Genomic DNA, 24251 nt, shown 5'->3' on the forward strand with positions numbered 1-24251 from the left:
GGGCCGCCGACGGTCCCTGAAATAGCACGTCGCCATGCGACATCGCGCGCCGCGAATTGCTTTGCTGAAAAGATCGTTTCGCGGCTGTCGCGGAAGGGAATAGCATCGAACCCCCTCTCCATTGGCCGCCGCATGCGCGGCCAATCATTGCGACCGTACTGGCCCGACCATGACGACACTGAACGACTATCTCGAACAGAAGCGCGACGCCTGGCTCGCGAAAAAGGACGCCGCCCGCAGCAATCCGGATTTCAAGGCGACCCCGCTGAAAGCGAACGTGCGCGCGCTGGGCCGCAGCGGCGTGCGGGAGATCCGCATTCGCGATTTCCAGGTGATCAGCGACAGTCCGCCTGATTTCGCGGGCTACAACCTCGGGCCGGCATCGCCGGAGTTGCAGCTCGGCGTGCTGGGCAGCTGCCTGACGCACATCACGCTGATTCAGGCCGCGGAGCGCGGGCTGAAGATCGACTCGATCGAAGTCGAGGTAACCGGCGACCAGCATCCGCTCGCGCAGCAACCGGGTTTCGAGCATGTGCCGGTGTTCCCGCACAACCTGCGCTATACGCTCGATATCGTCTCGCCCGAACCGCCGGAGTCGATACGCGCACTCCATCAGGCGGTCGAGGCCGTGTGCCCGATCTTCAATCTGTTGAGACTGCCGCAGACGATCGACGGCGAGTTGCGGCATACGCACGTTTGAAGTGCACCGGCGCGTTGCAGCATGTCACGTCGCTGCGGCGCGAGCGGGCACGCGCGATACCCGCGCACCCTGTTGGGGCCATCGATGTGATGGTGATTCTTGTCGCACTGGCACGACTTGGCGAACGCGTCGTCCCGGTGCCGACCACGTGCCGGATCGGGGCCGGGAGACGCCGGTGACGAATCAGCCGGCGCGGATGCCGGAGGTGGGATAGGCACGCGGCTGGCGCTTCGCGTCGTCGGCTCGATCCTGAAAGTGTTGAAACGCATCCAGCAGCCGCGCGCGCAGCACGGCCAGCGTCGCGTCGCGCCGATCTCGCGGCCGGGCGACCTCGACGTGGATCGTGTCGTCGATGCGGCCCGGGTTGGGCGCGAGCATCAGCACGCGATCGCCCAGATACAGTGCTTCGTCGAGATCGTGCGTGACGACGATCGCGGCCATCCGGTGCCGGGCCACGACATCGAGCAGCAGTGTCTGCAACCGCATCCGGGTCATCGCATCGACCGCGCTGAACGGTTCGTCGAGCAGCAGCAGGTCGGGCTCGCCGAACAGCCCGCGCGCGATCGCCGCGCGCTGGGCCATGCCGCCCGACAACGTGGCCGGCAGTTGTTGGGCGACGCCGGCCAGACCGACTTCGTCGAGCAGCCGGGCGACGGCCGGCTCGCGCCCGCCGCGCGGGCCGGCCGCAAATCCGACGTTGTCCGCGATCGATAGCCACGGCAGCAGCCGCGGCTCCTGAAAGATCACGCCGACGCGCGGGGACGGGCCGTCGAGCGCGATGCCGCCTACCGCCACGCTGCCGCGGAAATCCGTGTCGAGGCCGGCGACGATCCGCAGCAGCGTGCTCTTCCCGCAACCGCTCGGGCCGACCACGCAGACGATCTCGCCGCGCGCGACCTGCACCGGAACGTCGGCGAGGATCGTGCGATCGCCGTAAAGCTTGCGGACGATGCGCAGGTCGAGCAGCGGGGTAGCGGCGCCCGCGGCCGTGCGCGCCGAAGGGGGCATGCTCATGTCGACACCTTGCGTGAGTGGTCGAACGCGTCGCGCCAACCGAGCCAGTGCGACTCGATGCGCGCCATCGCGCCGTCGGTCAGCTTGCCGAGCAACGCCAGCAGCAGGATCGCACCGAACACGAGATCGGGGCGCCCGGTTTCCCGGCCGTCGCTCAACAGGAAGCCGAGGCCGCGCGTGGCCGCGATCAACTCCGCGGCGACCATGAACATCCACGCGAGACTGAGGCCGGTGCGCAAGCCGGTGACGATCTGCGGCAGCGCGGCCGGCAGCAGGATGCGCCGGAACAGCGCGAGCGGGCCGAGCCGGTACACCGCGCCAAGCTCGACGAGCTTGCGGTCGACGTCGCGAATGCCGGCGACCACCGCGAGGTGGACCGGGAAGAAGGCGCCGATCGCGATCAACGTGATCTTTGGCGCTTCATCGATGCCGAGCCACAGCAACAGCACCGGCACCCACGCGAGCGACGGAATCGCGCGCAGCGCCTGGAACGTCGGCTCGAGCAGCGCGTCGAGCCGGCGGCTCAGGCCCATCGCCGCGCCGACGACGAGCGCGAGTGTGGCGCCGGCGGCAAAGCCCGCCGCGACCCGCAGCGTACTCGCGCCGACATGGCGTGCTACGCGCGTGATGCCCATGTGGACGAGCGTGTCGAGAATCTCGCTCGGCGCCGGGACCAGATGATCCGGCAGCCAGCCCTGCCGCACGACGACCTCCAGCAACGCGAGCACCGCGAACGGCAGCGCGAGGCCCGCGATCCGCCATCGGCGAAGCGGATCGCGCCGGCCGGCGCGTGGCGACGCGGGGCGGCGACGCGCGAGTGCGGTATCTCGGGCAGCGGTGTCGGTCATGGTCGGTCGTCTCAGCGCGCAGCGTCGACCAGCGGGCGCGCGAACGACGGATCGATCAGCGCATCGACGATCTTCGCGGGATCGACGCCGGGCTTGGTCAGCTGTTCGGCCGTCAGGACCGGCGCCGCGGCCTTCAGCGCCGCGCGTTGGGTATCGCCGGGAACGGGATGGCTGAAGTCGTTGCGTTGCAGCTGCAGTTTCGCCACCGGCAGCGATACCTTCGATTCGTCGGCGAGGATCTGCGCGGTATCGGCCGGATGCGCGCCGATCCATTGGCGTGCCCGATCATAGACCTTCAGGACACGCGTGACCGCCTGCGGGTACTGGCTGGCGAATGCGTCGCGGACATTCAGGAAACCATAGGTGTTGAACGCAACGTTGCGATAGAGCAGGCGAGCGCCGTCGTCGAGCTGCGCCGCGGCCATGTGCGGATCGAGGCCGGCCCACGCATCGACCTGGCCGTTCGCGAGTGCGGTGCGCCCGTCGGGATGCTGCAGGTTGACGATCTCGACGTCGTCGCGGGTCAGGCCGACCGTGTGCAGCGCGCGTAGTGTGAACAGGAACGGATCGGTGCCGCGCGTCGCGGCGATTTTCTTGCCCTTCAGATCCGCGAGCGAGCGGATCGGAGAATCCTTGCGGACCACGAGCGCGGTCCACTCGGGGCGGGAGAACACGTAGACCGTATGGATCGGGTTGCCGTTCGCTCGCGCGAGCACCGACGCGAGACCCGCGGCGGAACCGAAATCGACCGCCCCGCTGTTCAGGTATTCGAGTGCGCGATTGCTGCCCAGGCTCAGCACCCAGCGGATCGACGTGCGGTCGGCCTTGAATTCGTCTTCGAGCCAGCCGAAGTGGCGGATCACCAGGCTCTCCGGTGAGTAGTACGCGTAGTCGACGCGGATTTCCGCGGGCGTCGCTGCACGGGCGTGCACCGACACGAGGCTGGCGAACGCGGCAACGACGAGGGCCGCGGCTTGCCATGCGCGGGACCAGGACAGCTTCATCGGGATTCTCCGGAAGGGCGGCAAGGTGCCGCGAACAGGCAGGGTGACCGGCTAATGTAACGAAGCAGCGGCGATTCGCGAACGAAGAAATCCGCAATTGAACATGTGCGTTGCTGCTAAGCGCGCGCGGCGAGCAACTTTATGACGCGGGCCGATTAATTTATCGATTTATATCGCTTGGGATAACGGGACCGGGAGAACAGAATGCCTGCTGCCGGAACGTGACTGCATTGCGTGTCGGGAGGATCGCAGTCGCAGTGGATTCTCGCGGGTCACGAATGAGCACGTCCGGTTGGCGGCTTCATGTAGACATTGCCGACAACTCGGCGGAAAACTAAGGAATGCGATGAGTTCGATCGATCTGAACGCCGTCCCCCCGGTGTCGTCGCCCATCCGCTCGGCAAGCGATGTCGCGCGCCTGATCAATACCGTGGACAGCTCGGTCGGCCATGCCCGGATGATCGTGCTGCTGGCGCTCGGCGGCGTGTTTCTCGATGCATATGATCTGACGACGCTATCCTACGGGATCGACGACGTGGCCCGCGAGTTCGGTCTGACGCCCGCGCTGACCGGGCTGGTCGGGTCAGCGATCATGATCGGCACGATCTTCGGCAGTCTGATCGGCGGATGGCTGACCGACAGGATCGGCCGCTATCAGGTGTTCATGGCCGACATGCTGTTTTTCGTGGTCGCGGCGATCGCGGCCGGGCTCGCGCCGAACGTCTGGGTGCTGATCGGTGCGCGCTTCGTGATGGGGCTCGGTGTCGGTATCGACCTGCCCGTCGCGATGGCGTTTCTCGCGGAATTCTCGAAATTCGACGGTCGCGGCAACAAGGCGTCGCGGCTCGCGGCGTGGTGCCCGATGTGGTACGTGGCGTCCTCGGTCTGCTTCCTGCTGATCTTCGGACTGTATTTCCTGCTGCCTGCCGAGCATGCGGGATGGCTGTGGCGCGCATCGCTGATCTTCGGCGCGGTGCCCGCCCTCGTCATCATTCTGTTCAGGAATCGCTTCATGAACGAATCGCCGCTGTGGGCGGCAAACCAGGGCGACCTGGCCAATGCCGCGAGGATTCTGCGCGAGTCGTACGGGATTCATGCGCACGAAGCGGAGGATGCTCCGCGCGCGCCGAGCCAGCCGCCCGTGCGCATTCGCGTGCTGTTCCAGCGTCCGTACCTGGGGCGCACGATCGTCGCCAGCGTGATGAACCTGTGCATTCCGTTCGAGTACACGGCGATCGCTTTCTTCCTGCCGTCGATCCTGTCGCAGTTTCTCGGCGCGGGCGTATTCGAAACGATCGCGGCGTCGCTGGCGCTGAACGTACTGTTTGCGTTCACCGGCGGCTTGCTGGGCATGCGCCTGGCCCATCGTCATGCGTCGCGTCATGTCGCGATCGCCGGCTTCGCGCTCCAGTTCGTCGCGCTCGTGGCGCTCGCGCTGGCCGGGCATCCGCACGGCGCACTCGCGATCGGCTTCGTGCTGTTGATGCTCGGCACGTGGTTGTTCGCCGAAGGGTTCGGGCCCGGCGCGCAGATGATGATCTATCCGACGCTGTCGTATCCGGCGACGATTCGCGGCACCGGCGTCGGCTTCGGGCGGTCGCTGTGCGGCATCGGTCAGGCGCTGGCGCTGTTCGTGCTGCCGATCCTGCAGGCGCGGCTCGGCACGGACATGTTCTGGGTCGTCGCGATCAGTGCGGCGACGCCGATCGTGTTCCTGTTGATCGTGCGCTACGAGCCGACGGCGCGCGATATCGACGACGACGGTGGTGTGTGAGCGCGGTCGAGATCGTGTCTAGTCCGGAAATGGCGCGCGCATTCTCGAGTGCGCGCGTCGTCATTGCCGCAGCCACAATGTTCACCCATTCGATGTGCGAGTGCGGAAGCAGAACGGGAATCGGCGCGGCACCGGGCTTCTAGCGAGGGGAGAGGGGCGATCGGGCGGCGAGTCGGGCGAGCGGCCCGACACACCGGTTGCTGTTGTTCATCGTGAAGCCGGCCGGCCCGCTCGCGGACACGCGGACCGACCCGCCGTCACATTCACGTCACGCGTAGGCCGCCACCTGTTCGGCATCGCGCTTGACCTGCTCGATGTCGCGGAATTGCGCGGCCGGATGTTCGTCCGGCAGCCGAGCCGATCCGCCGAACAGCTTCTCGCGCAGCGTGCCCGGCGCATAACCGGTCGGATACACGCCGCGCCGCTGCAGCTCGGGGACGAGATAACGCACGACATCCTCGAAGGTTTCGTGCGCAACCGCATACGCGAGGTTGAAGCCGTCCACGTCGGTGGCGGCGACCCATTCCTGCAGGATGTCCGCGACGGTCGCCGCCGAGCCGACGAAGACCGGGCCCAGGCCGCCGATGCCGCCCCAGGCCGCCAGTTCCTCGATCGTCCATGCGGTGTCGCCGCCCGCCAGATGCTCGACCGCCGACACGATCGCATTCGTTTCGACGCGCCGGACGGGATCGTTCGGTGCGTACTGGCCGAAGTCGATGCCGGTCCAGCCGGACATGAACACCAGCGAGCCGTCATACGACACGTACTTGCGATATTCGTCGAACTTGGCCTGCGCTTTCTCGTCGGTTTCGTCGACGATCACGGTGACGAGGTTGTAGATCAAGACCTGGCTCGCGTCGCGCCCCGCGGCGGCGGCCTGCGCGCGCACGTCGGCCACGTAGCGCGCGAGCTGCGGGCGGGTCGGCGCGGCGACGAACACGCATTCCGCGTGCTGCGCGGCGAACGCCTTGCCGGGGCCGGACGCGCCGGCCTGGAACAGCACCGGCGTGCGCTGCGGCGACGGTTCGCACAAGTGGTAGCCGGGCACGTCGAAGAAGCGCCCCTTGTGGCCGATCTCGTGCACCTTCTCCGGATGCGTGAACACGCGGCCGTCGCGGTCGCGCACCACCGCGCCGTCTTCCCAGCTGCCCTCGAACAGCTTGTACAGCACCTCGACGTATTCGGCTGCGACCGCGTAGCGATCATCGTGCGTGCGCAAGCCGTGATCGCCGACGTTCTTCGCGCCGCTTTCGAGGTAGGACGTGACGATATTCCACGCGAGCCGGCCCTTCGTGTGATGGTCGGCGGTCGACAGCCGGCGCGCGAACGTGTACGGGTGTTCGAACGTCGTCGATGCGGTGATGCCGATGCCGAGATGCTCGGTCGCCATCGCGATCGGCGCGGCGAGCTGCAGCGGATCGTTCACCGGGATCTGCGCGGCCTGGTGCAGCGCGTGGTAGTTGCTGCCTTTGTAGACGTCGTAATAGCCGATCACGTCCGCGATGAAGATCGCATCGAAAATCCCGCGTTCGAGCACGCGGGCGAGGTCGGTCCAGTAGTCGAGGTCCTTGTACTGCCACGACCGGTCGCGCGGATGGGCCCACAGCCCGGGCGACTGGTGGCCGACGCAGTTCATCTCGAACGCATTGAAACGGATGGTCTTGCTCATTGTGCGGCTCCTGCCTCTGCATGCGTGCTTGTGCCCGTGCCGTTACCGACCTGCCAGACGAACGGCGGCGTGCGTCCGTTGATGACCCAGTCGCCGACGATCCGCGCCTTGTAGACGAGCGGATTGTGCGACGACACGGTGCGCGCGTTGCGCCAGTGGCGGTCGAGCGCCGTCGTGCTGCGGGTCGAGGACGCACCGAGCGCGTCGAACAGGCGCGTCGCCGCGCGCAGCACGAGGTCCGACACGACGAGCTGGCTCTGCGCGGATTCGATCTCGGCCGCGACGTTGGCATCGTGCTCGGCCGTTGCGTCGCCGCCGAAGTGCGCTTCGTAGGCCCGTTGCAGCGGCTGCGCGGCGCGCAGTGCGAGCGCGTCGGCCGCATAGGCCCACGACGCGATCTCGCCGATCACCTGTTGCAGCTGGGCATCGTCGGCCGCGCGCGGGGCGTTGCCGTGGCTGTACACGCGGGTGCGGCGGCGCACCAGGCCGGCTGCATCGCGCACGATCGCGTGGCCGATGCCGGCCAGCGTCGCGACGTGGAAGAGCTGGTAGAACGCGGTCTGGTACTTGAAGCGTCGCGCGAAGTCGATTACGTCCCGTGCATCGACCGTCGCGTCCTCGAAGCGGGTGGTGCCGCTGCCGGTCGTGGTCTGGCCGAAGCCGTCCCAGTCGTCTTCGCGGATCACGCCGGGCTGCGCGGTTGCGACGGCGACGATCACGTCGCTGCCGTCGTCCGCACGTTGCGCGAACACGTCGATCCAGTCTGCGAACAGGCTGCCGGTGCTGTAGAACTTCCGGCCGTTCAGCACGAGGCGGCCATGCTTTTTCGAGACCTTCGTGATGGTCTGGCCGAGCGCCACGTCGCCGGTTTCGGTCCACGCATTGCCGACGAGCTGGCCGCTCGCGAAGCGGTCGAACCACGTCTGGCGATCGGCGTCGGGCGGCACGTTCAGCCAGTCCTCGACGAACGCGAAGTGCCCGCGCAATGCCTGCGGCAGATTGGAATCGGCCGCAGCGAGTTCGGTCAGCAGCCGAAACAGCTGCGGCAGCGACGCGCCGGCGCCGCCGTCGCGCACCGGCAGCCGCACGGCGCCGAAGCCGGCGGCCTTCAGCCAGCCGATCGCCTCGTGCGGCAGTTCGCGGCGGCGTTCGCGTTCGGCGGTGCCGGCCGCGATGCGTTCGAAGATCGGCCTGAAGCGGCCGGCCAGCGCGTCATAGTCGGTGCCGGTGGAAAGTTCGGTTGCTGCGGGAGACGAAGTCATACGGGGTCCTTGAAAGGCGGGGCCGTCGATGCCGGCAGGCCAGTATAGGAAGCACGCTGCGGACGATCCAATAACGGATTCGTACATCGTTATCGCCACCGGGTATTACGCGGGCGAGGCGGCATGGCATCGATGCCTGGGCGTCGATATCGTCGCTGACGCGCGGTTTGCTGCAAGCGACGTGCCGCATCGTTTGTCATGCGAAGGAATATCGTTGTGCGAATCGCTCGGTTTGCCGGCACGCGGCGCGCTGCTAGATTGAATGTGTCCGTCAATCAGCAGGAGAGCCCGATGTCAGAGACGAGCGCCACGATTCAGGAACGGCCGGCCGATACGCAACCACAGGTAGCGCGCGTGATCGCCGACGACGCGCAGGCCATCGCGGCCGCGCATGCACTGGCGCAGCGGCTCGCGCAAGGGGCGGCCGAACGCGACCGGGAGCGCCGGCTGCCGCGTGACGAGATCGAATGGTTCTCGCAGTCGGGGCTGTGGGCCATCACCGTGCCGAAGGCGTACGGCGGCGCGGGCGTGTCGCATGTGACGCTGACGGAGGTGGTGAAGATCGTCGCGGCGGCCGATGCGTCGCTCGGGCAGTTGCCGCAGAATCATTTCGGGTTGGTCGACGTGATCGCGCTGACCGGCACCGACGCGCAGAAGCGCCACTTCTTCGCGGAAGTGCTGAGCGGCAAGCGGTTCGGCAACGGCTTTTCCGAGAAGGGCACGAAGCACGTGCTCGACCTGAAGACGCGGGTGCGCCGGGACGGCGACGATTACGTCGTCGACGGCACCAAGTTCTATTCGACCGGCGCGCTGTTCGCGCATTACGTGCCGGTGCTCGGCCTCGACGACGAGCGCCGCGCGTGGCTCGCGTACGTTCGCCAGCCGGCGCCGGGGCTGACCGTGATCGACGACTGGTCGGGGTTCGGGCAGCGGACCACCGCGAGCGGCACCGTCGTGCTCGACAACGTGCGGGTGCCGGCGTCGCACGTGCTGCCGGCCCAGCGCGTGTCGGATCTGCCGACGCTGAACGGCCCGCTGTCGCAGATCATCCAGGCCGCGATCGACGCGGGCATCGCCAGGGCCGCGCTCGACGATACGCTGGCGTTCGTGCGCGCGCGCACGCGGCCGTGGGTCGACAGCGGCGTCGAGCGGGCGGCCGACGATCCGTTGACGATCCGCGAGATCGGCCGTCTACACATCCAGCTGCATGCGGCGGAGGCGCTGCTCGAGCGCGCGGCGCGTACGCTCGACGAGATCGCGGCGCGCGGCGACGTGACCGAGGACGAGGTCGCGCGCGCGTCGGTGGCGGTGGGCGAGGCGAAGGTGCTGACGACGGAGATCGCGCTGCTCGCGGGCGAGAAGCTGTTCGAGCTGGCCGGCACGCAGGCGACGCTGGCCGAGCACAACCTCGACCGGCACTGGCGCAATGCACGCACGCATACGCTGCACGATCCGGTGCGCTGGAAATATCACCTCGTCGGCAACTACTACCTGAACGGCGTGCGGCCGGCGCGCCATGCGTGGAATTGAACCCGTTGCGATCGTGGCGTTATGCTGCGGCGATGGTTGAATGCGTCGCCGCGCCCGAACGCATTCGCACGACCATGAGCGAACCCGGCAATGCCTTCGTCGAGGCGCAATCGCCGGGTATCGAGCAGGTGAATGCTGCACAGAGGGCGTTACCGCACCAGCGCGGCGACGCGATGAAGTCGCAGCATCCCCATAAGCCCGCTTACTGAGGCGAGTCAGGCAGCGTGTAGTCGAAGCGGTACGAATGCCGGCCGCTTTCGATGGTGATGATCATCGCGCCGGAGAGTCCCAGCAATTCTCCCGTGCCGGAGTCGGGCACGACGGTGATCGACTGCTGCGGCTGTCCGCGAGTCATGGTGGAACTGTGCTGCAGGACAAAGCTGCCGTGGCGGCCGCCCAGCACGCCCTGCACGGTTTCCATGGCCACATAGCCCGCCGAGCCCTGGATACTGCTTCGAAACGCGAGCATCTCGCCGTGACTGACGGCTTCGAGGTCGCCGTGATACTGCTTGTCCAACGACATGCGACCGAGCCCGGTCTGTTCCGCGACGGTACTCAGGGTTTCCGGATTCAGCTTCACTTCAAACGGACCATTGGCCAGCAGGGTCATTGCAGCGCTCCTTGTCGAATCGGCAACCCGCACTATAAGCCAACCGGACTCGGGCGGATGACGGTCGCGTCGACGCGAGACATTGAAAGGTGCGACTTCGTACGTGACGAAGGCGCAGGGGTTCCAATGTTTCGAATCGCCGAAGCCTCATCGACGCAAACGGCAACGCTTCAATCGTCGCCTGCCTGATAAAGCGCTTTCACCTGCGACAACGCTTCGATGAATTCATCCTTGAGCGCCTGCGGCCCGAGGATTTTCACGTGTGCGCCGTACCCCAGGAGCTTCCGTGCGCCGTGCTCGATGGATTCGATGGGCATCAGGAACACTTTCCATCCCGGCGGCACCTCCGCGCTGCTGGCGTCCTGCGCGGCAGGCACGGTCTTGATCCGTGCGTTGGCCAGCCAGGTTTCGCCGCGCGGCGACACGGCGATATGGGCGGTCAACCGATTGAGCTCGGTCTCGTACCGGCTCATCGCGTCGCGCCAGTGCGTTGCCAGGTCGAATCGCGCGGGGCGCTTGAAGCGGCGGCGCGATGCGTCGAGTTCGAGGATATTCGCGACCCGGAACGTGAGTGCGCCGGGCTTGCCGACCACCCGGGCAACCAGGTACCAGGCGCCACCCTTGAGCACCAGGCCGAGCGGCTCGAGTTCGCGGCGCGACACGCCGCGCCAGCTCTGATACTTCACATCGATGCGGTACGCCCCCCACACCGCATCGGCGACTTCACGCAGGAATGCCGGCGTCTCCTGGGCCCGGTACCAATCCACGGTGTCGACGTGCAGCCGGCTGGCGACGCGATCGGCGTGCTCGCGCGAGCCGGGCGACAGGCTGGCCATCATCTTCAGTCGCGCGGAGGTCGCCATGCCGTCGAGGCCCAGTTCGCTCGCGGGCCCGGGCAGGCCCGCCAGAATCAGCGCGTGCGCTTCATGCTCGGTGAGCCCCGTGAGATCGGTACGCCAGCCGTCACTCAACTGAAAGCCGCCGTTGCGGCCGCGATCGCCCCAGATCGGCACGCCGGCCGTGGAGAGCTGGTCGATATCGCGCAGGATCGTGCGCTCGGACACCTCCAGCGCGTCGGCGAGCGCCGGTGCGGTCATCCGGCCGCGCGCTTGCAGCATCATCATGATCGACAACAGGCGGCTCGCTTTCATGGGCGACACGTTACCTCAAATACCTGACATGAGATGTCATGTTATCGGGCTTATGCTTTGCCGCATTCCCGATCCGTTTCATCGACACGACATCACGGAGGAACGAACCATGAAGATCATTTCCGGGCCGCTGAGCATGTTCGGCGCGAAGGTAGAGATTGCGGCGCACGAGAAGGGCATCGACTTCGAGCTGGTGATGGTGCCGTTCAGCCAACTGCGCGGCTACGATCCCAAGCATCCGGATGTGTTGCGGATCAACCCGAAGCGGCAGGTGCCGGTGCTGATCGACGGTGATCTGGAGCTGTTCGATTCCACGCAGATCTTCGAGTATCTCGAGGATCTGAAGCCCGATCCCGCGCTATGGCCGGCGCATCCAACGGCGCGCGCCATTGCGCGTCAGCTCGAACACTGCAGCGACGAAGTCTATTTTCCGCACGTCGTCCGGCTGATGGGGCTGGAAGCGACGCCCGACGATCCGGCGGCACAGGCCGCGCGCGCGGAAGCGGCGCACTACTATCGGCGCATGGAGCGCGTGTTGGCGGATCGCGAGTTTCTGGCCGAAACGTATTCCTGCGCCGACATCGCGTTCTACATGGCGCAGTTGTTCGGCGCGCGCAAGGGCGCGCCGATGACGGACGAAACGCCCCGCCTGCTCGCGTGGCGTGAACGGATGACGGCGCGTCCCGCCGTGCGCAAGGTCGCCGGCGCGATGGCCGGCTATCTTGTCTCGATCGGAGAGGCGGTCCCCGATTTTCTTCGCGCGCTCGACTAGCTGCGTTCGAGAGCGGGTGGAAGACGGCCTTCAGCCGCGATGGCAACGGAAGGCCGCAGCGGGGTGCTCGGCGTTCAGCCGCGGATGAACGCGAGCAGATCGGCGTTGATCGTCTCGGCGTTGGACGTGGGCATGCCATGAGCAATCCGACGCGCCCCTCTATTCGGGCCCTTGACCTTAAAGTTGACTTAAATCTTAGAGTGCTTGCTGACGGCAGTGAGTCAGCAGGCTTCGGGTGTTGCCTGCCACGGTCGATCATCGACGAGAGGCGACGAACATGGACAGGCGGTTTACACAGGTCGAATTCGGGCCGCACAAGGTCGACGTGCCCGAAGGCGGGTATTACGACCGGTTCCGGATGAATCCTGACCTCGACGAGGTGGCGCGCGATCCCGCGGCGGGGAACATCGATTTTTTCCGTCGGATTCCGAAGCGTCAGGTCGCGTCAAGGGTCGGCCCGACCTGGGCGCCGAATTTCTACTACCGTTCCAGCAGCATTCAGCTGCTGTTTCTGGCACCGCTCGAACGCCTGCGGACCACGCTGCCGGTGCCGCTCGAACCGCTGCGCGCGCTTCCCGGATACGGGCTGGCCGCGCTGACCTTCTTCTCGTATTCGGTGTGCGACAACGATCCGTATGACGAAGTGTCCGTCGCGGTGGTCATCCGCCGGCCCGGTGCAACCGGGTCGCATGCGCTCGAGCTGATCGATTCGATGCGGCGCCGGAGCTTCTTCGCGCACGTGCTGGCGCTGCCGGTCACCACGGACATCGCGCGGGTGCGCGGCGTGCATGGCTATCAGCTGCCCAAGTGGCTCGCCGATATCGACGTGAACCTCGGCGCCACCGCCACCGCCCGCATTGCCGGCCCGGGCGGCCGGCCGGACCTGAGCCTGAGCGTGCCGATGCCCGAGCTGACCCAGGTCGCGTCGCAGTCGCACATGGGCACGTCGACGATGATCAATCGCATCGACGGCGAATGGCACCAGACATCGGTGCAGACGAATGCGTTATCGTTCGCCCAGCGCCTGTTGCCGCGCAATGTCGAGCTGGTGCGGCACGGCGGTCCGTTGAGCCAGCTGCTCGACGGGCTTGGCGCGTCCACCATCCTGCGTCTCGACGTAGTGAAGGATGCGCAACTGGTGCTGAACCTGCCGACCTCGTTGAAGGCCTTCGATGAACCCGGAAAGCAACGCTGACGCCACGCAACGCCGCGGCACGCCCGCGCGAAGGAACCGCCCATGACCCGGCCGACTCACGATCTCGTCGTATTTGGCGCCACCAGTTTTGTCGGGCAGATTCTCGCCCGCTACCTGTCCGAGTACCTGTCGGGTGCCGGCGAGACGCTGCGCTGGGCCATCGCCGGCCGTTCCGAAGCGAAGCTCAGGCAGGTCAGGGATACGCTGGGCGCGGCCGGGCAGTCGGTACCGATCATCGTTGCCGATGCGGCCGACGAAGCGCAGCTTCGAGCGCTCTGCGCGCAGACGCGGGTGGTCGTGTCCACCGTCGGCCCCTATGCGCTTTACGGGGAGCCGCTGGTCAGGATCTGCGCGGAAACCGGCACCGACTACTGCGACCTCACCGGCGAGACGCAGTGGATCAAACGGATGATCGACAAGTACGAACCGGCGGCCCGGCAATCCGGTGCGCGCATCGTTCATTGCTGCGGCTTCGATTCGGTGCCGTCGGACATGGGCGTGTTCTTCCTGCAGCAACAGGCGCGGCAACAGTGGGGCGTACCGGCCGCGCAGGTGAAGATGCGTGTGAAAACGCTGAAGGGCGGCGCGTCGGGCGGCACGGTGGCGAGCGTGATCAACGTCGTTCGGGAAGCGGCGGCGGATCCCGCGTTGCGCAGGGAACTGCTCGATCCTTATTCGCTGTGCCCGAAGGGACATGGTTTTACGGCACGCCAGCATGCGGTGCGATCCGCCGCGTTCGATCGCGACTTCGACGCGTGGATCGCGCCCTTCGTGATGGCGGCGATCAACGAACGTGTCGTGCATCGCTCCAATGCACTGGCCGGCAACGCGTACGGCAGCCGCTTCACGTATGACGAAGCGGTGATGACGGGCACGGGCCTCAAGGGCCGCCTGACCGCGGTGACGATGGTGGCCGGCCTTGGCGCGTTCATGGTGGGTGTCGTCATCAAGCCGGTGCGCAGCCTGATGGAGCGCTTCCTGCTGCCGAAGCCCGGCGAGGGGCCGAGCGCCGCGGCGCAACTGGCCGGCCGCTACGATCTGCGATTCTTCGGCCGCACCGACGACGGGAAGACCTTGCGCGTGAAAGTCACCGGCGACCGCGATCCGGGCTACGGCTCCACCGGCAAGATGCTCGGCCAGGCCGCGATCAGTCTCGCACTGGATTGCGTTGGCAATGGCGTCAAGACCGGACGCGGCGGCGGCTTCTGGACGCCTGCAACGATGTTCGACGAGCGCTACATCGAGCGGTTGGTGCGCCATGCGGGGTTGCGCTTCGACGTGATTTGAGCGCGTGTGCCGTCCGCTCGCTAGTCGACAGAAAGCCGATAAAGATCGGATTGCGAATCAACATCAGGAGACGACTGACAGTCACGACGGGGCAGATGGCCGGATGTAATCCGGCCGGGGAGTATCGGAACATGAAGATCGGGGAACTGGCGGAACGCACCGGCCTTACCCCTTCGCGCATCCGCTTTTACGAGCGCATCGGTCTGTTGGCGCTCGTCGAGCGCGAAGCGAACGGCTATCGCACCTATCCGCAGGAAGCGGTGACGGTGCTCGACCTGATCACGGCCGCGCAGAAGGCGGATTTCAGTCTTGAAGAGATCCGTACGCTGATGCCGGCCGACCTCGCGCAGTGGCCCTGCGATTCGTTGCTGGAAGCACTCTGCCGCAAGGTGCAGGACATCGAGGCACTGGAGGCGCGGCTCGCGCGAAGCAAGGCGCAGATCGTGTCGCTGATCGCCGACATCGCCGCAAAACCGGAGTCGGTCGATTGTGCAACCCATGCGAAACGATTGCTGTCACGCATCCCGCCCGGGAATGCGGCGGATGGCGGCGAGGCTGCGACTGCCGCCGCCGATCGCGACGAAGCGGTTGCGCGCCGCCGGTCACCCCGCGCCTAGCGGCGCGCCGGCGCATCACATCACATCACAGCAACGCGACGACCTGTTCCGCGGTCGCCTTTGCCGATTGCGGATTCTGGCCGGTCACGAGGCGGCCGTCGACGACGACGTTCGACGTGAACGGCAGCAGCGCCTTCTCGTAGCGCGCGCCACGCTGTTGCATCTGCTGCTCGACGTTGTAGGGCACCTTCTTCGCGACGCCGGCCAGGATTTCCTCCACCCACGAGTAGCCGGTGATCCGGCGTCCGGCAACCAGCAGCGAGCCGTCCGATAGTTTGGTGTTCAGCAGCCCGCAGTAGCCGTGACAGACCGACGACACGACGCCGCCGTGCTCGTAGATCTCGCGCGTAAGGCGCTGCAGCCCCGCATCGTCCGGGTAGTCCCACATCACCGCATGGCCGCCGGTGAAGTAGATCGCATCGAAATCGGCCGGATCGATCTCGTCGGGGCGTGCGGTGGTGGCCAGCAGCGCCGCGTTGGCCTGGTCGGCTCGCCACGCTTTCGCGGCGGCGTCCGCATGAGGCCATTTGAGCGAGCGCGGCTCCAGCGGCGACACGCCGCCCTTGGGGCTCACGAGCTGCTGCTCATAGCCTTTTGCCGCGAAGATGTGATGCGCATGGGTCAGTTCGGACAGCCACAGGCCGGTCGGTTGCGACGGATCGGCGTAGTGCGCGACGTTGCTCACGACGTGAAGGATGCGCTTGCTCATGATGCGGTTTCCCTTTCATCGGCCATGGGCGGACGTCGTCGACGCACCGCCGGATTGTCGGATGGCATTGCACATACCCACGACCTCGATACGCTGCCGAGGCAAACCATAACCTTTAAGCAAAGTCGAAGGTCAAGGCCTTTTCGTCCTGGCCGCCCGCGCGGGCGTGGCGGGCAGCACGAGTCCGTCCAGCAAGGTGGTCAGCGCATCTTCGATCGCGTGGTCGCCGACCTTCTCGCGCACCAGCCGCCCGTCGATCGCCAGCATCGTCAGGCCATGCAGATGCGCCCAGCAGGCGGTCGCCTGGCCGAGCGCGGGGCGCGGGCGGATCGTGCCGGCGCGCTGGCCGCGCTCCAGGATGTCGACGACCAGCAGGAAGGGCGCTTGCACGCGCGGATCGAGATGGATGTCCGAAGGCTCCCCGGCATCCGCGGCAAACATCAGTCGATAGAGATCCGGGTTGCGCTGCCCGAACGCGAGATGGGCATAGGCGAGGGCGAGCAGCACGTCCGGTGCATCGGTTGCGGGATCGACGGACGCGGCGAGATCGTCGCGCAGGCGATCGAAGCCGATCAGTGCGAGCTCGTGCAGCAACGCGGCCTTGTCCGGGAAATGCCGGTACGGCGCGGAGTGGCTGACGTTCGCGCGCCGCGCGATTTCACGCAGCGTGAACTGCCAGCCCTGTTGCTCCTGCAGCGTGTCGAGCGCGGTATCGATGATCGCGCGACGCAGATCCCCATGGTGATAAGCCTTCTGCCCGGCATCCGCATCCCCATCCGACGACATCGTGTTGCTCCTATGTTGACAGGGAACACATTGTGGTCCTATGATCGGCCGCATGCAAGTTGACAGTGTCTACATCGACGCAACCTCGTGAGGTGCACCATGGCCGTTTCCGCAGAATCCAGCTCGAGCTTCGACCCGGCGGTGTTGCTGGCCCGCCAGCGCAACGCATTCGTCAGCGAGGGGCCGCCGAGCATGCAGCAGCGCAAGGCCCGGCTCGCGCGGCTGCGCGCCGTGGTGCTCGCGTATCGCCGCGAAGTGGAGGAAGCGGTCAGCGTCGATTTCGGTCATCGCTCGCGACACGAGACCGCGATCATGGAACTGGTCGGCGTGATCCAGGCGATCGACTATCTGACGCGCAACCTGCGCCGCTTCATGAAGCCGCAGCGCCGGCACGTCGGCATCTTCTATCGCGCGGGGCAGGCGCACGTGGAATACCAGCCGCTGGGTGTCGTCGGCGTGATGGCGCCGTGGAATTACCCGTTCGCGCTCACGTTCATTCCGCTGGCCACCGCGCTGGCCGCGGGCAACCGCGCGATGCTCAAGCCGTCGGAGCTGACGCCGCGCACCAGCGAGGTGATGCGCCGGATGCTCGCGGAGACTTTCCCGATCGAAGAAGTCGCGGTCGTGCTCGGCGGCCCGGAAGTCGGCGCCGCGTTCAGCGGCTTGCCGTTCGATCATCTGCTGTTTACCGGCAGCACGCAGGTGGGCCGCAAGGTCATGAAGGCGGCCAGCGACAATCTGGTGCCGGTGACGCTCGAACTCGGCGGCAAGAGCCCGGCGATCGTCGCGAGGGGGCACGTCGATGACCGGACGATGTCCAGCATCGTGTTCGGCAAGCTGTCGAACGGCGGGCAGACCTGCGTGGCGCCCGACTATGCGCTGGTGCATGAAGACGACCTGGACGCGTTCGTCACGCAATACGATGCGGCCGTCGCGCGCTTCTATCCGGAAGGGCCGACCAGCCCGGACTACACGTCGATCGTCAGCGACCGGCATTACGATCGCTTGAAAAATCTCGTCGACGAAGCCCGCAGCAAAGGCGCGCGCGTGATCGAGGCGGGCGTGAATCCGCAGCAGGCGGCCACCCGCAAGCGGACGCTCGCGCCCACGCTGATCGTCGGGGCCGGCGACGATACGACCGTCATGCAGGAAGAAATCTTCGGGCCGATCCTGCCGGTGCGCACGTATCGCACGATCGACGAGGTCGTCGACTACGTGAATGCGCGTCCGCGGCCGCTTGCGCTGTATTACTTCGGCGCGCAGGACAGCGACTGCGCGTCGTTGCTCTCGCGCACCACGTCGGGCAATGTCGGCATCAACAACACGCTCCTGCACGTCGCGCAGGAAGACTTGCCGTTCGGCGGCGTCGGCCCGAGCGGGATGGGCGCGTATCACGGCATCGAGGGATTCCGCGCGATGAGCCATGCGAAGGGCGTGTTCGTGCTGGGGCGCTGGAACCTGCCGAGCCTGCTGCGCGCGCCGTTCGGGAAGCTCGCGGATCTGTCGCTGGCGGCGCTGCTCGGGCGCAGCCGGGATCCGGTGGGCGTGCGGGCGGGATTGACCGCGAAGCGCTGAACCGGGCGCGGGGCCGGATCAGCGCGTGCGATGGTGTCCTTGAAGCGCGGCGGCCCGGAAATTCAGATCAGCGCCCGCCGCGCGCGATGGCCAGCGCGACGCCGAAGCCCACGAGCAGGCAGCCGAAGGTGCGGTCGATCCAGTGCCGCAGCGCCAGCAGGCGATCGCGGACAGCCGTTGCGGAAAAACACAGCGCCACCAGGCTGAACCAGCCGGCATGTGCGACGGCGATGAACGCGCCGTAGCCGATCTGCACGATCAACGGCGTGTCGGGCCGCACGGCCTGCATGAACAGGCTGACGATGAACACCGTGGTCTTGGGGTTCAGCGCATTGGTCAGGAAGCCGGTGCGCAGTGCGGCCAGGTCGGACAGCGGCGCGACGCGTGTGTCGGGCTGCCCGTTGCTTGCCTTCGTCATGAGCATCTTCACGCCCAGGTAGATCAGGTAGATCGCGCCGACCAGCTTGACGGCATTGAAGAGCCACAGCGACTGGCGGATCAGCAGGCCGACGCCCAGCAGCGTGTAGCTCACATGAACCGTCACGCCGAGCCCGATACCCAGCGCGGTGAGCACGCCCGAGCGGCGAGACAGCATCAGGCTGTTGCGCGTGACCATTGCGAAGTCCGGGCCCGGGCTGATCACGGCCAGCAGCGTGATGGTGACTACGACTATCAGTTCGGTCATCGTCTTGTCCTTGCGATTGATGGCTTGATGACGCAATCTTATGGGTCACGTTACATCGGGAAAAGCGATGATTTCTGACCAGAATGGTGAGATTGACTCACAATCCGTTCGCGCCAGCCTGCCGTCGCTGATGGCCTTGCGTTGCTTCGAGGCGGCGGCGCGTCACGAGAATTTCAGCCGTGCCGCCGACGAGCTGTGCCTGACTCATGGCGCGGTCAGCCGCGCGGTGCGGCTGCTCGAGGACGACCTGGGTGTGGCGCTGTTCCAGCGGCGCAGCCGTCGCGTCTTCCTGACCGATGCGGGCCGCAAGCTGGCGCAGGCCGTCCATGATGGGCTGGGCCTGATGCGTCACGCCGCGCACGAATTGCGCACCGAAGCCGCCCGGGCGCGGCGCTGGGTCCTGTCGTGCGAGCCGACGCTGCTGATGCGCTGGCTGATTCCGCGCTGGCCGGATTTTCAGGCGCGGCATACGGGCGTCGACATTCACCTGGCTGCCGCGGGCGGCCCGTTTTCATTCGACAGCGGCATCGACATGGCGATTCGACGCAATGACTTTGCGTGGCCAGCGGGGTATCACGCGGAGCGTCTGTTCGCAGAGCGGGTCGGGCCGGTTTGCCGGCCGGATAAAGTCGATGCGTGGTTTGCCACGCGTCGTGGTGATCGCTCGTTGAAGAAGGACGCTCCGCCATTGCATACGCGGACACGCCCGGACGCGTGGAAGGAATGGTCGGTAGCGGCGAATCAGCCCGTCACAGGCGGGCGCGGGCAGACGTTCGACCATTTCTACTTCAGCCTGCAGGCGGCCGTCGCGGGGCTCGGTGTCGCGATCGGCCCGTGGCACCTCGTTCGCGACGACATCGAAAGCGGTGTGCTGGTCGCGCCGCTCGGATTCGTCGAGGATGGTTCGCATTACTGCTTGTTGACGCCGGAACCGGTGGCGGCCGGGAGTGCGCAGGCGGATTTGCTCGGGTGGTTGAGGGCGATGGTTTGAGGGAGCGGGCGGCTGAATGGACATTCACGGGTGACGCAAAACGGCGCAGGCATCGTCCGGGCAATGGCACAATTTCGACGCGCGTGCGCCGACGAGACGCCACGACAGACGAGCGCCCCCGCGCCATATCGGGTGGATCGTCACTTCATGGAGCGGCTGATGGAAGACGAACTGCAGGCATTGATCGCGGCCCGGCGCGCAGCCGGGAAACCGGAAGGCCAGGTGCCGGGGTGGAAGGACAATCTGGTTCTGTTGGAGGGCACGTTGGCCCGTGTGTCGAAAAAGCGCGCGGCGGCCCCGCCTCAGATACCTCCGCCGCCAGCGGGCGTCGTGGGGGCGACCGCGATTGCGGCGACGTTGCTGGGCATGGGCGCCCAGGCGCGGGTGATGGTCGATGCGACCGACGGATCGAGCTGGAAAGACGAAGCGGACTGGGTGGAGTTCGAGATGGACGGCAATCATTTTCACGGTGTGCTGTGGATGATGCCGATGCGCAGTGGAGAGGCGGTCAAGGTCGTCGCCGAAAAAATCGGCGAGCACCGCTATTTCGCCTATGCGGTCCAGCGCGATTCGGACGCCGTGGTGTCGATCTATCCGAATGCGATCATGGGTACGAAGGCGCGTGGCCGATTCGAGCGGAAGGGCACGCTGGGGTTCTTCGTGTTCGTGGAGTTGATCATGGCCGTCTTCCTGGGGATCAACTTATTTCGTGGCGAAGGCAGCATCGGCGACTTCGCGATCATGATGGGAGGGGCACTGGTCGCAGGTGCCATCGTCATGATGTTTTTTTACTTCCTGGGGAAATGGAAGTTCCGCAACAGCATCGAAGATGAACTGGCCGAGTGCATCTTCCGGGCGTTCGGCTGGCCCGATCCGCAGAATTTCAATTTGCGAAAGGTCTCTCGATGGCCGAATCGGGCGCGGCCGAACGAGGATCTTCCGACCTCCGATCCTTACTGGTACTTCAACCTGAGTTATTTCAGGTACGAGCCGTCGCCGCACGCGTGACAGGACGATCGGACGCCCGCGCCCGGTATCGCAGGCGGCCGTGACGGCCGTTGCTACCGCGCGGAAGCCGGTGCGAAGGTCCTGCCCGTCACGTCTCCGATAAAGTCGATTGCCGCCCGAATCGACGGCGAATGCCGGAGATCGGCATGCACGACCAGCCAGATTTCGCGGGAGTACGATTCCCCGTCGAACGGCAGGCGCTGCAACCCGGGATCGCGGTCGCCCATGAACACGGGCAGCCCTGCCACGCCGATTCCCGTGCGGGCCGCGACCTGCTGCGTCGTGATATCGCTGACTTCGCAGGCGATGCGGCGGCCTCGAGCGATCGACTCGAGCCACTTCTGATGCGGCATTTCCGCGAATTGCGCGTCGTAGCAGATAAAGCCCCAATCGTCGGGCGTCGACGCGTGCGCATAGTCGCGGCTCGCATAGAGCCCGAAAGGCATCTCGCCCAGCTTGCGCGTCACGTTCTGCGGCTCCTCGGGGCGGAACAGGCGCACGGCGATATCCGCTTCACGGCGGGCGAGCGATACGCTTTGCGCCTGGCTGGCCATCGACAGTCGAATGCCCGGATGCAATTGCGCGAATTCATGGAGATGATTCGCGAAGAAATTGTTGGCGAGTACGGGCGGCACGCTGATCGTCACGGTGCCGTGCATCGGCAGATGTTCCGTGAGCGCGAGACGCTCGATCGCGAACGCGTGCTCCTCCATTTTCTCGGCGAATTCGAGCATTTGCCGGCCCGCGGCGGTCGGCCGGCACGCGCGTGGCAACCTGTCGATCACGCGCACCTTCAATTCGGTTTCGAGTGCGCTCAAGCGACGGCTGACGGTCGCATGGTCGACATTCAACCGCCTGGCCGCCGCCGAAAGACTCCCCGCCTGTGCGACGGCAACGAAGTAACGCAGGTTTTCCCAGTCGAACATCGGTGCATTTTCTCCAGGTTGCTGTGCTGTTTTGCGGAATATTCGCACAGAAGGCGATCCTCTACGCTTCAATCCTCCGAATGCGAAGGATTGCCGATGCAGACATCTTCCACACCTCATCCGCGGCTGGTTCAAACGGCGGCGTGCCTCGGTTTTGCGGTCGTCCTGATCGACGTCAGCGTCGTCAACGTTGCGCTCGATGCATTGCGCACGGCGTTTGGCGCAGCGGTCACCGACTTGCAATGGGTCGTCAACGCGTATGCGCTCGTGTTCGCGGCGACCCTGCTGATGGCAGGCGCCCTCGGCGACCGGCTGGGCGCAAAGCGCGTGTTCATGGCCGGTTACGCGATATTCACGCTGTCGTCGATCGGCTGCGGCATCGCGCATTCGATGGGCGCGTTGATCGCGTGGCGCCTCGTTCAGGGGATCGGCGCGTCGCTGCTGGTGCCGAACTCGCTGGCCGTGCTGCGCCTGGCATTCGACGACGCGGCGGCGCGCAGCCGCGCGATCGGCTGGTGGGGCGCGGGCGGCGGTATCGCGCTGGCGGCGGGGCCCTTGGCAGGCGGGTTGCTCATTGCGGCAGTCGGCTGGCGCAGCATTTTCCTGGTCAACGTGCCGGTCGGCATGGCCGGTATCTGGATGACATGGCGGTTTGCGCCCGACACGCAAGCGCAGCGCGGCAGGCACCTGGATCTTCCCGGGCAACTGACCGGTGCGTTTGCGCTGGCGGCGCTCACGTTCGCGTCGACCGAGCTCAGTGCGCTGGGGTGGCGCAGTCCGGTCATCGTCTGTGCGTTCGCGTTGTGCGTCGGGTTGGGCATCGCGTTCTTCCGGCTGGAAGCGCGCAATCCGGACGCGATGTTGCCGGCCACGTTGTGGCAGGACCGGATCGTCCGCAGTTCGATCGTGATCGGTGCGATCGCGAATCTGGTGTTCTACGGCATCGTGTTTACGTTGAGCCTGCTGTTTCAATCGGTCTGGCATATGACACCCGTGCGCACGGGTGTGGCGTTTCTGCCGATGATGGGCGTGCTGATGGCCATGAGCATCGTTGCCGGGCGACTGACCGGCCGGCTGGGCGCACGCACGCTGGCGACGGCCGGACTGTCGATTTCCGCCGCCGGCTATCTGGCGATGTGGCCGGCCATCGCCGTGCACGCCAACGCGCTGCTCGCGATTCCGATGCTGCTGGCCGGCAGCGGCATCGCGCTGACGATACCGACCATCACGGATGCGGCGCTCGCGGCGGTGAGCGGTGCGCAGTCAGGTGTGGCGTCGGGGTTGCTGAATACGGCCCGGCAGGTGGGCGGCGTGATGGGCGTCGCGTTGTTTGGCTTCTTCGTTCGCGAGGCAGGGGGTGTGGCGTTTGTGCACGGGATGGCGCGGGCGTTGATCGTGTCGGTTCTGCTGCTGGTGGTCGGTGCGGTGATGGCCTGGCGGAATCTGGGGCAGGCGGCGGAGCGCGGGATGGGGGCTCGCGGGGCGAGCCCTCAACGTCAGTGCCCAACTCGATAGACGCGACCGCTATGTACCCCCTCCACGCTGCGCCGATAGGCCATGGCCACGCGTGCCGCCGGCACGCTCTCACAGCCGGGGAAAAACGGACCGAACCGGTCGATGGATTCCGTCAGCATGGTCGGGCTCACGGCATTGATCCGGATGCCCCGGGGAAAATCGCATGCGGCAGCGCGCACGAAGCCTTCAATCCCGGCATTCGACGTTGCGGCGTTGGCGCCTTGCGCAATCGGATCATCGACTGCGATGCCCGAGGTTAGCGTGATCGACCCGCCATCGGACAGGGCGTGCTGACCAACCAGTGCGACGCGCACCTGACTCAGCAGCTTGTCCTGCAATCCCTTGTGGAATTCGGCCGCCGTCATCTTTTCGATCGGTGCCAGGACGACATTGCCCGCGGCCACGATGATCGCGTCGACTTGCCCGATCTTTCCGAACAGCGCGCTCACGCTCTCGTCACGGGCGATGTCGACCTGATGGTCGCCCGAGGTGCGCCCCACGCGAATGATGTCGTGTTTTCCGTCGCGCGCGAGCTCATCCGCCACGGCACGCCCTACGTCGCCACCGGCGCCGATTACAACGATCTTCATGGAACCACTCCTTTTCGATTTCAGGTTGGAGCG

Annotated in this window: 24 protein-coding genes; 12 read left to right on the plus strand and 12 right to left on the minus strand. The window is 66.2% G+C overall.

The annotated features are described in order from the left end of the window. Nucleotides 1-169 precede the first annotated feature (169 nt). Entirely contained in the window at nt 170-700 is a 531-nt protein-coding gene (locus QZM67_RS07460; protein ID WP_175020762.1) for an OsmC family protein, read from the plus strand. Between the two features lie 183 nt (nt 701-883). On the opposite strand, the gene QZM67_RS07465 is transcribed toward QZM67_RS07460, so the two are convergent. The 3 genes from QZM67_RS07465 to QZM67_RS07475 are packed head-to-tail and all read right to left on the minus strand — an operon-like array spanning nt 884 to nt 3566. Further along, complete coding sequence (locus QZM67_RS07465) at nt 884-1714, minus strand: ABC transporter ATP-binding protein (RefSeq protein ID WP_301801547.1); 831 nt, start codon at nt 1712-1714, stop codon at nt 884-886. Continuing rightward, the gene (locus QZM67_RS07470) at nt 1711-2562 is read right to left on the minus strand and encodes an ABC transporter permease (RefSeq protein ID WP_301801548.1); all 852 of its coding nucleotides are present in this window, start codon (nt 2560-2562) and stop codon (nt 1711-1713) included. The genes QZM67_RS07465 and QZM67_RS07470 overlap by 4 nt, the downstream gene beginning before the upstream one ends. Nucleotides 2563-2573: 11 nt before the next feature. Then, complete coding sequence (locus tag QZM67_RS07475) at nt 2574-3566, minus strand: aliphatic sulfonate ABC transporter substrate-binding protein (RefSeq protein ID WP_301801549.1); 993 nt, start codon at nt 3564-3566, stop codon at nt 2574-2576. 346 nt (nt 3567-3912) lie between these two features. On the opposite strand from QZM67_RS07475, the gene QZM67_RS07480 reads away from it, so the two are divergent. Next, the gene (locus tag QZM67_RS07480) at nt 3913-5340 is read left to right on the plus strand and encodes an MFS transporter (protein WP_175020948.1); all 1428 of its coding nucleotides are present in this window, start codon (nt 3913-3915) and stop codon (nt 5338-5340) included. 268 nt (nt 5341-5608) lie between these two features. Here the strand turns inward: QZM67_RS07480 and QZM67_RS07485 are convergent, their stop codons facing one another. Further along, nucleotides 5609-7009, minus strand: a complete 1401-nt coding sequence (locus QZM67_RS07485) for an LLM class flavin-dependent oxidoreductase (protein WP_043184262.1) — start codon at nt 7007-7009, stop codon at nt 5609-5611. Next, nucleotides 7006-8271 carry an acyl-CoA dehydrogenase family protein gene (locus QZM67_RS07490; protein ID WP_175020758.1) on the minus strand — a complete coding sequence of 422 codons (1266 nt, stop codon included), beginning with the start codon at nt 8269-8271 and terminating at the stop codon, nt 7006-7008. The genes QZM67_RS07485 and QZM67_RS07490 overlap by 4 nt, the downstream gene beginning before the upstream one ends. Nucleotides 8272-8562: 291 nt before the next feature. On the opposite strand from QZM67_RS07490, the gene QZM67_RS07495 reads away from it, so the two are divergent. Beyond that, nucleotides 8563-9801: an SfnB family sulfur acquisition oxidoreductase gene (locus QZM67_RS07495; protein WP_175020757.1), complete on the plus strand. Its 1239-nt coding sequence runs from the start codon at nt 8563-8565 to the stop codon at nt 9799-9801. After that, the gene (locus QZM67_RS07500; protein ID WP_175020756.1) at nt 9792-10010 is read left to right on the plus strand and encodes a hypothetical protein; all 219 of its coding nucleotides are present in this window, start codon (nt 9792-9794) and stop codon (nt 10008-10010) included. The genes QZM67_RS07495 and QZM67_RS07500 overlap by 10 nt, the downstream gene beginning before the upstream one ends. Here QZM67_RS07500 and QZM67_RS07505 read toward each other — a convergent pair. Both QZM67_RS07505 and QZM67_RS07510 read right to left on the minus strand, forming a co-directional pair. Then, nucleotides 10004-10411, minus strand: a complete 408-nt coding sequence (locus QZM67_RS07505; RefSeq protein WP_175020755.1) for a DUF3224 domain-containing protein — start codon at nt 10409-10411, stop codon at nt 10004-10006. The genes QZM67_RS07500 and QZM67_RS07505 overlap by 7 nt on opposite strands. Nucleotides 10412-10581: 170 nt before the next feature. Beyond that, nucleotides 10582-11508 (minus strand): YafY family protein, encoded by a 927-nt coding sequence (locus QZM67_RS07510; protein WP_301801550.1) that lies wholly within the window; start codon nt 11506-11508, stop codon nt 10582-10584. 163 nt (nt 11509-11671) lie between these two features. Between QZM67_RS07510 and QZM67_RS07515 the strand changes: the two genes are divergently transcribed. The 4 genes from QZM67_RS07515 (at nt 11672) to QZM67_RS07530 (ending at nt 15433) form a co-directional block, all read left to right on the plus strand. Further along, nucleotides 11672-12334, plus strand: a complete 663-nt coding sequence (locus QZM67_RS07515; protein WP_301802178.1) for a glutathione S-transferase family protein — start codon at nt 11672-11674, stop codon at nt 12332-12334. A gap of 277 nt (nt 12335-12611) precedes the next feature. Further along, on the plus strand, nt 12612-13529 hold the full coding sequence (locus QZM67_RS07520; RefSeq protein WP_301801551.1) for an acetoacetate decarboxylase: 918 nt from the start codon (nt 12612-12614) through the stop codon (nt 13527-13529). Nucleotides 13530-13571: 42 nt separating this feature from the next. After that, a complete protein-coding gene (locus QZM67_RS07525) occupies nt 13572-14816 on the plus strand; it encodes a trans-acting enoyl reductase family protein (RefSeq protein WP_301801552.1) in 1245 nt (414 codons plus the stop codon). Between the two features lie 131 nt (nt 14817-14947). After that, a complete protein-coding gene (locus QZM67_RS07530; protein WP_301802181.1) occupies nt 14948-15433 on the plus strand; it encodes a MerR family transcriptional regulator in 486 nt (161 codons plus the stop codon). Nucleotides 15434-15458: 25 nt separating this feature from the next. On the opposite strand, the gene QZM67_RS07535 is transcribed toward QZM67_RS07530, so the two are convergent. Both QZM67_RS07535 and QZM67_RS07540 read right to left on the minus strand, forming a co-directional pair. Then, nucleotides 15459-16142, minus strand: coding sequence for a type 1 glutamine amidotransferase domain-containing protein (locus QZM67_RS07535; RefSeq protein ID WP_043184272.1), 684 nt, complete (start codon nt 16140-16142; stop codon nt 15459-15461). 132 nt (nt 16143-16274) lie between these two features. Next, complete coding sequence (locus QZM67_RS07540) at nt 16275-16928, minus strand: TetR/AcrR family transcriptional regulator (protein WP_301801553.1); 654 nt, start codon at nt 16926-16928, stop codon at nt 16275-16277. A 99-nt stretch (nt 16929-17027) separates the two neighbouring features. Between QZM67_RS07540 and QZM67_RS07545 the strand changes: the two genes are divergently transcribed. Then, a complete protein-coding gene (locus tag QZM67_RS07545) occupies nt 17028-18503 on the plus strand; it encodes a coniferyl aldehyde dehydrogenase (protein WP_301801554.1) in 1476 nt (491 codons plus the stop codon). Nucleotides 18504-18570: 67 nt separating this feature from the next. Here the strand turns inward: QZM67_RS07545 and QZM67_RS07550 are convergent, their stop codons facing one another. After that, nucleotides 18571-19188 carry a LysE family translocator gene (locus QZM67_RS07550; protein WP_043184544.1) on the minus strand — a complete coding sequence of 206 codons (618 nt, stop codon included), beginning with the start codon at nt 19186-19188 and terminating at the stop codon, nt 18571-18573. A gap of 67 nt (nt 19189-19255) precedes the next feature. On the opposite strand from QZM67_RS07550, the gene QZM67_RS07555 reads away from it, so the two are divergent. Both QZM67_RS07555 and QZM67_RS07560 read left to right on the plus strand, forming a co-directional pair. Further along, nucleotides 19256-20179, plus strand: coding sequence for a LysR family transcriptional regulator (locus QZM67_RS07555; protein WP_301801555.1), 924 nt, complete (start codon nt 19256-19258; stop codon nt 20177-20179). Between the two features lie 159 nt (nt 20180-20338). Further along, nucleotides 20339-21187 (plus strand): putative type VI secretion system effector, encoded by an 849-nt coding sequence (locus QZM67_RS07560; RefSeq protein ID WP_301801556.1) that lies wholly within the window; start codon nt 20339-20341, stop codon nt 21185-21187. Between the two features lie 53 nt (nt 21188-21240). Here the strand turns inward: QZM67_RS07560 and QZM67_RS07565 are convergent, their stop codons facing one another. After that, nucleotides 21241-22356 (minus strand): LysR family transcriptional regulator, encoded by a 1116-nt coding sequence (locus QZM67_RS07565; protein ID WP_367620431.1) that lies wholly within the window; start codon nt 22354-22356, stop codon nt 21241-21243. Between QZM67_RS07565 and QZM67_RS07570 the strand changes: the two genes are divergently transcribed. Next, entirely contained in the window at nt 22240-23628 is a 1389-nt protein-coding gene (locus QZM67_RS07570) for an MFS transporter (RefSeq protein WP_367620437.1), read from the plus strand. The genes QZM67_RS07565 and QZM67_RS07570 overlap by 117 nt on opposite strands. Here QZM67_RS07570 and QZM67_RS07575 read toward each other — a convergent pair. Further along, a complete protein-coding gene (locus QZM67_RS07575) occupies nt 23610-24218 on the minus strand; it encodes a short chain dehydrogenase (RefSeq protein WP_301801559.1) in 609 nt (202 codons plus the stop codon). The genes QZM67_RS07570 and QZM67_RS07575 overlap by 19 nt on opposite strands. Nucleotides 24219-24251 lie beyond the last annotated feature (33 nt).

The sequence above is a fragment of the Burkholderia sp. AU45251 genome (genome assembly GCF_030482905.1).
Classification (GTDB): Bacteria; Pseudomonadota; Gammaproteobacteria; order Burkholderiales; family Burkholderiaceae; genus Burkholderia; species Burkholderia aenigmatica.

Bases quoted from the DNA above. Each gene is read 5' to 3' on its own strand.
- QZM67_RS07465 (WP_301801547.1), bottom strand. From the start codon at position 1,714: ATGAGCATGCCCCCTTCGGCGCGCACGGCCGCGGGCGCCGCTACCCCG.
- QZM67_RS07520 (WP_301801551.1), top strand. From the start codon at position 12,612: ATGGACAGGCGGTTTACACAGGTCGAATTCGGGCCGCACAAGGTCGAC.
- QZM67_RS07485 (WP_043184262.1), bottom strand. From the start codon at position 7,009: ATGAGCAAGACCATCCGTTTCAATGCGTTCGAGATGAACTGCGTCGGC.
- QZM67_RS07495 (WP_175020757.1), top strand. From the start codon at position 8,563: ATGTCAGAGACGAGCGCCACGATTCAGGAACGGCCGGCCGATACGCAA.
- QZM67_RS07475 (WP_301801549.1), bottom strand. From the start codon at position 3,566: ATGAAGCTGTCCTGGTCCCGCGCATGGCAAGCCGCGGCCCTCGTCGTT.
- QZM67_RS07545 (WP_301801554.1), top strand. From the start codon at position 17,028: ATGGCCGTTTCCGCAGAATCCAGCTCGAGCTTCGACCCGGCGGTGTTG.
- QZM67_RS07535 (WP_043184272.1), bottom strand. From the start codon at position 16,142: ATGAGCAAGCGCATCCTTCACGTCGTGAGCAACGTCGCGCACTACGCC.
- QZM67_RS07550 (WP_043184544.1), bottom strand. From the start codon at position 19,188: ATGACCGAACTGATAGTCGTAGTCACCATCACGCTGCTGGCCGTGATC.
- QZM67_RS07525 (WP_301801552.1), top strand. From the start codon at position 13,572: ATGACCCGGCCGACTCACGATCTCGTCGTATTTGGCGCCACCAGTTTT.
- QZM67_RS07530 (WP_301802181.1), top strand. From the start codon at position 14,948: ATGAAGATCGGGGAACTGGCGGAACGCACCGGCCTTACCCCTTCGCGC.
- QZM67_RS07510 (WP_301801550.1), bottom strand. From the start codon at position 11,508: ATGACCGCACCGGCGCTCGCCGACGCGCTGGAGGTGTCCGAGCGCACG.
- QZM67_RS07575 (WP_301801559.1), bottom strand. From the start codon at position 24,218: ATGAAGATCGTTGTAATCGGCGCCGGTGGCGACGTAGGGCGTGCCGTG.
- QZM67_RS07555 (WP_301801555.1), top strand. From the start codon at position 19,256: ATGATTTCTGACCAGAATGGTGAGATTGACTCACAATCCGTTCGCGCC.
- QZM67_RS07470 (WP_301801548.1), bottom strand. From the start codon at position 2,562: ATGACCGACACCGCTGCCCGAGATACCGCACTCGCGCGTCGCCGCCCC.
- QZM67_RS07490 (WP_175020758.1), bottom strand. From the start codon at position 8,271: ATGACTTCGTCTCCCGCAGCAACCGAACTTTCCACCGGCACCGACTAT.
- QZM67_RS07540 (WP_301801553.1), bottom strand. From the start codon at position 16,928: ATGTCGTCGGATGGGGATGCGGATGCCGGGCAGAAGGCTTATCACCAT.
- QZM67_RS07460 (WP_175020762.1), top strand. From the start codon at position 170: ATGACGACACTGAACGACTATCTCGAACAGAAGCGCGACGCCTGGCTC.
- QZM67_RS07505 (WP_175020755.1), bottom strand. From the start codon at position 10,411: ATGACCCTGCTGGCCAATGGTCCGTTTGAAGTGAAGCTGAATCCGGAA.
- QZM67_RS07480 (WP_175020948.1), top strand. From the start codon at position 3,913: ATGAGTTCGATCGATCTGAACGCCGTCCCCCCGGTGTCGTCGCCCATC.
- QZM67_RS07515 (WP_301802178.1), top strand. From the start codon at position 11,672: ATGAAGATCATTTCCGGGCCGCTGAGCATGTTCGGCGCGAAGGTAGAG.
- QZM67_RS07560 (WP_301801556.1), top strand. From the start codon at position 20,339: ATGGAAGACGAACTGCAGGCATTGATCGCGGCCCGGCGCGCAGCCGGG.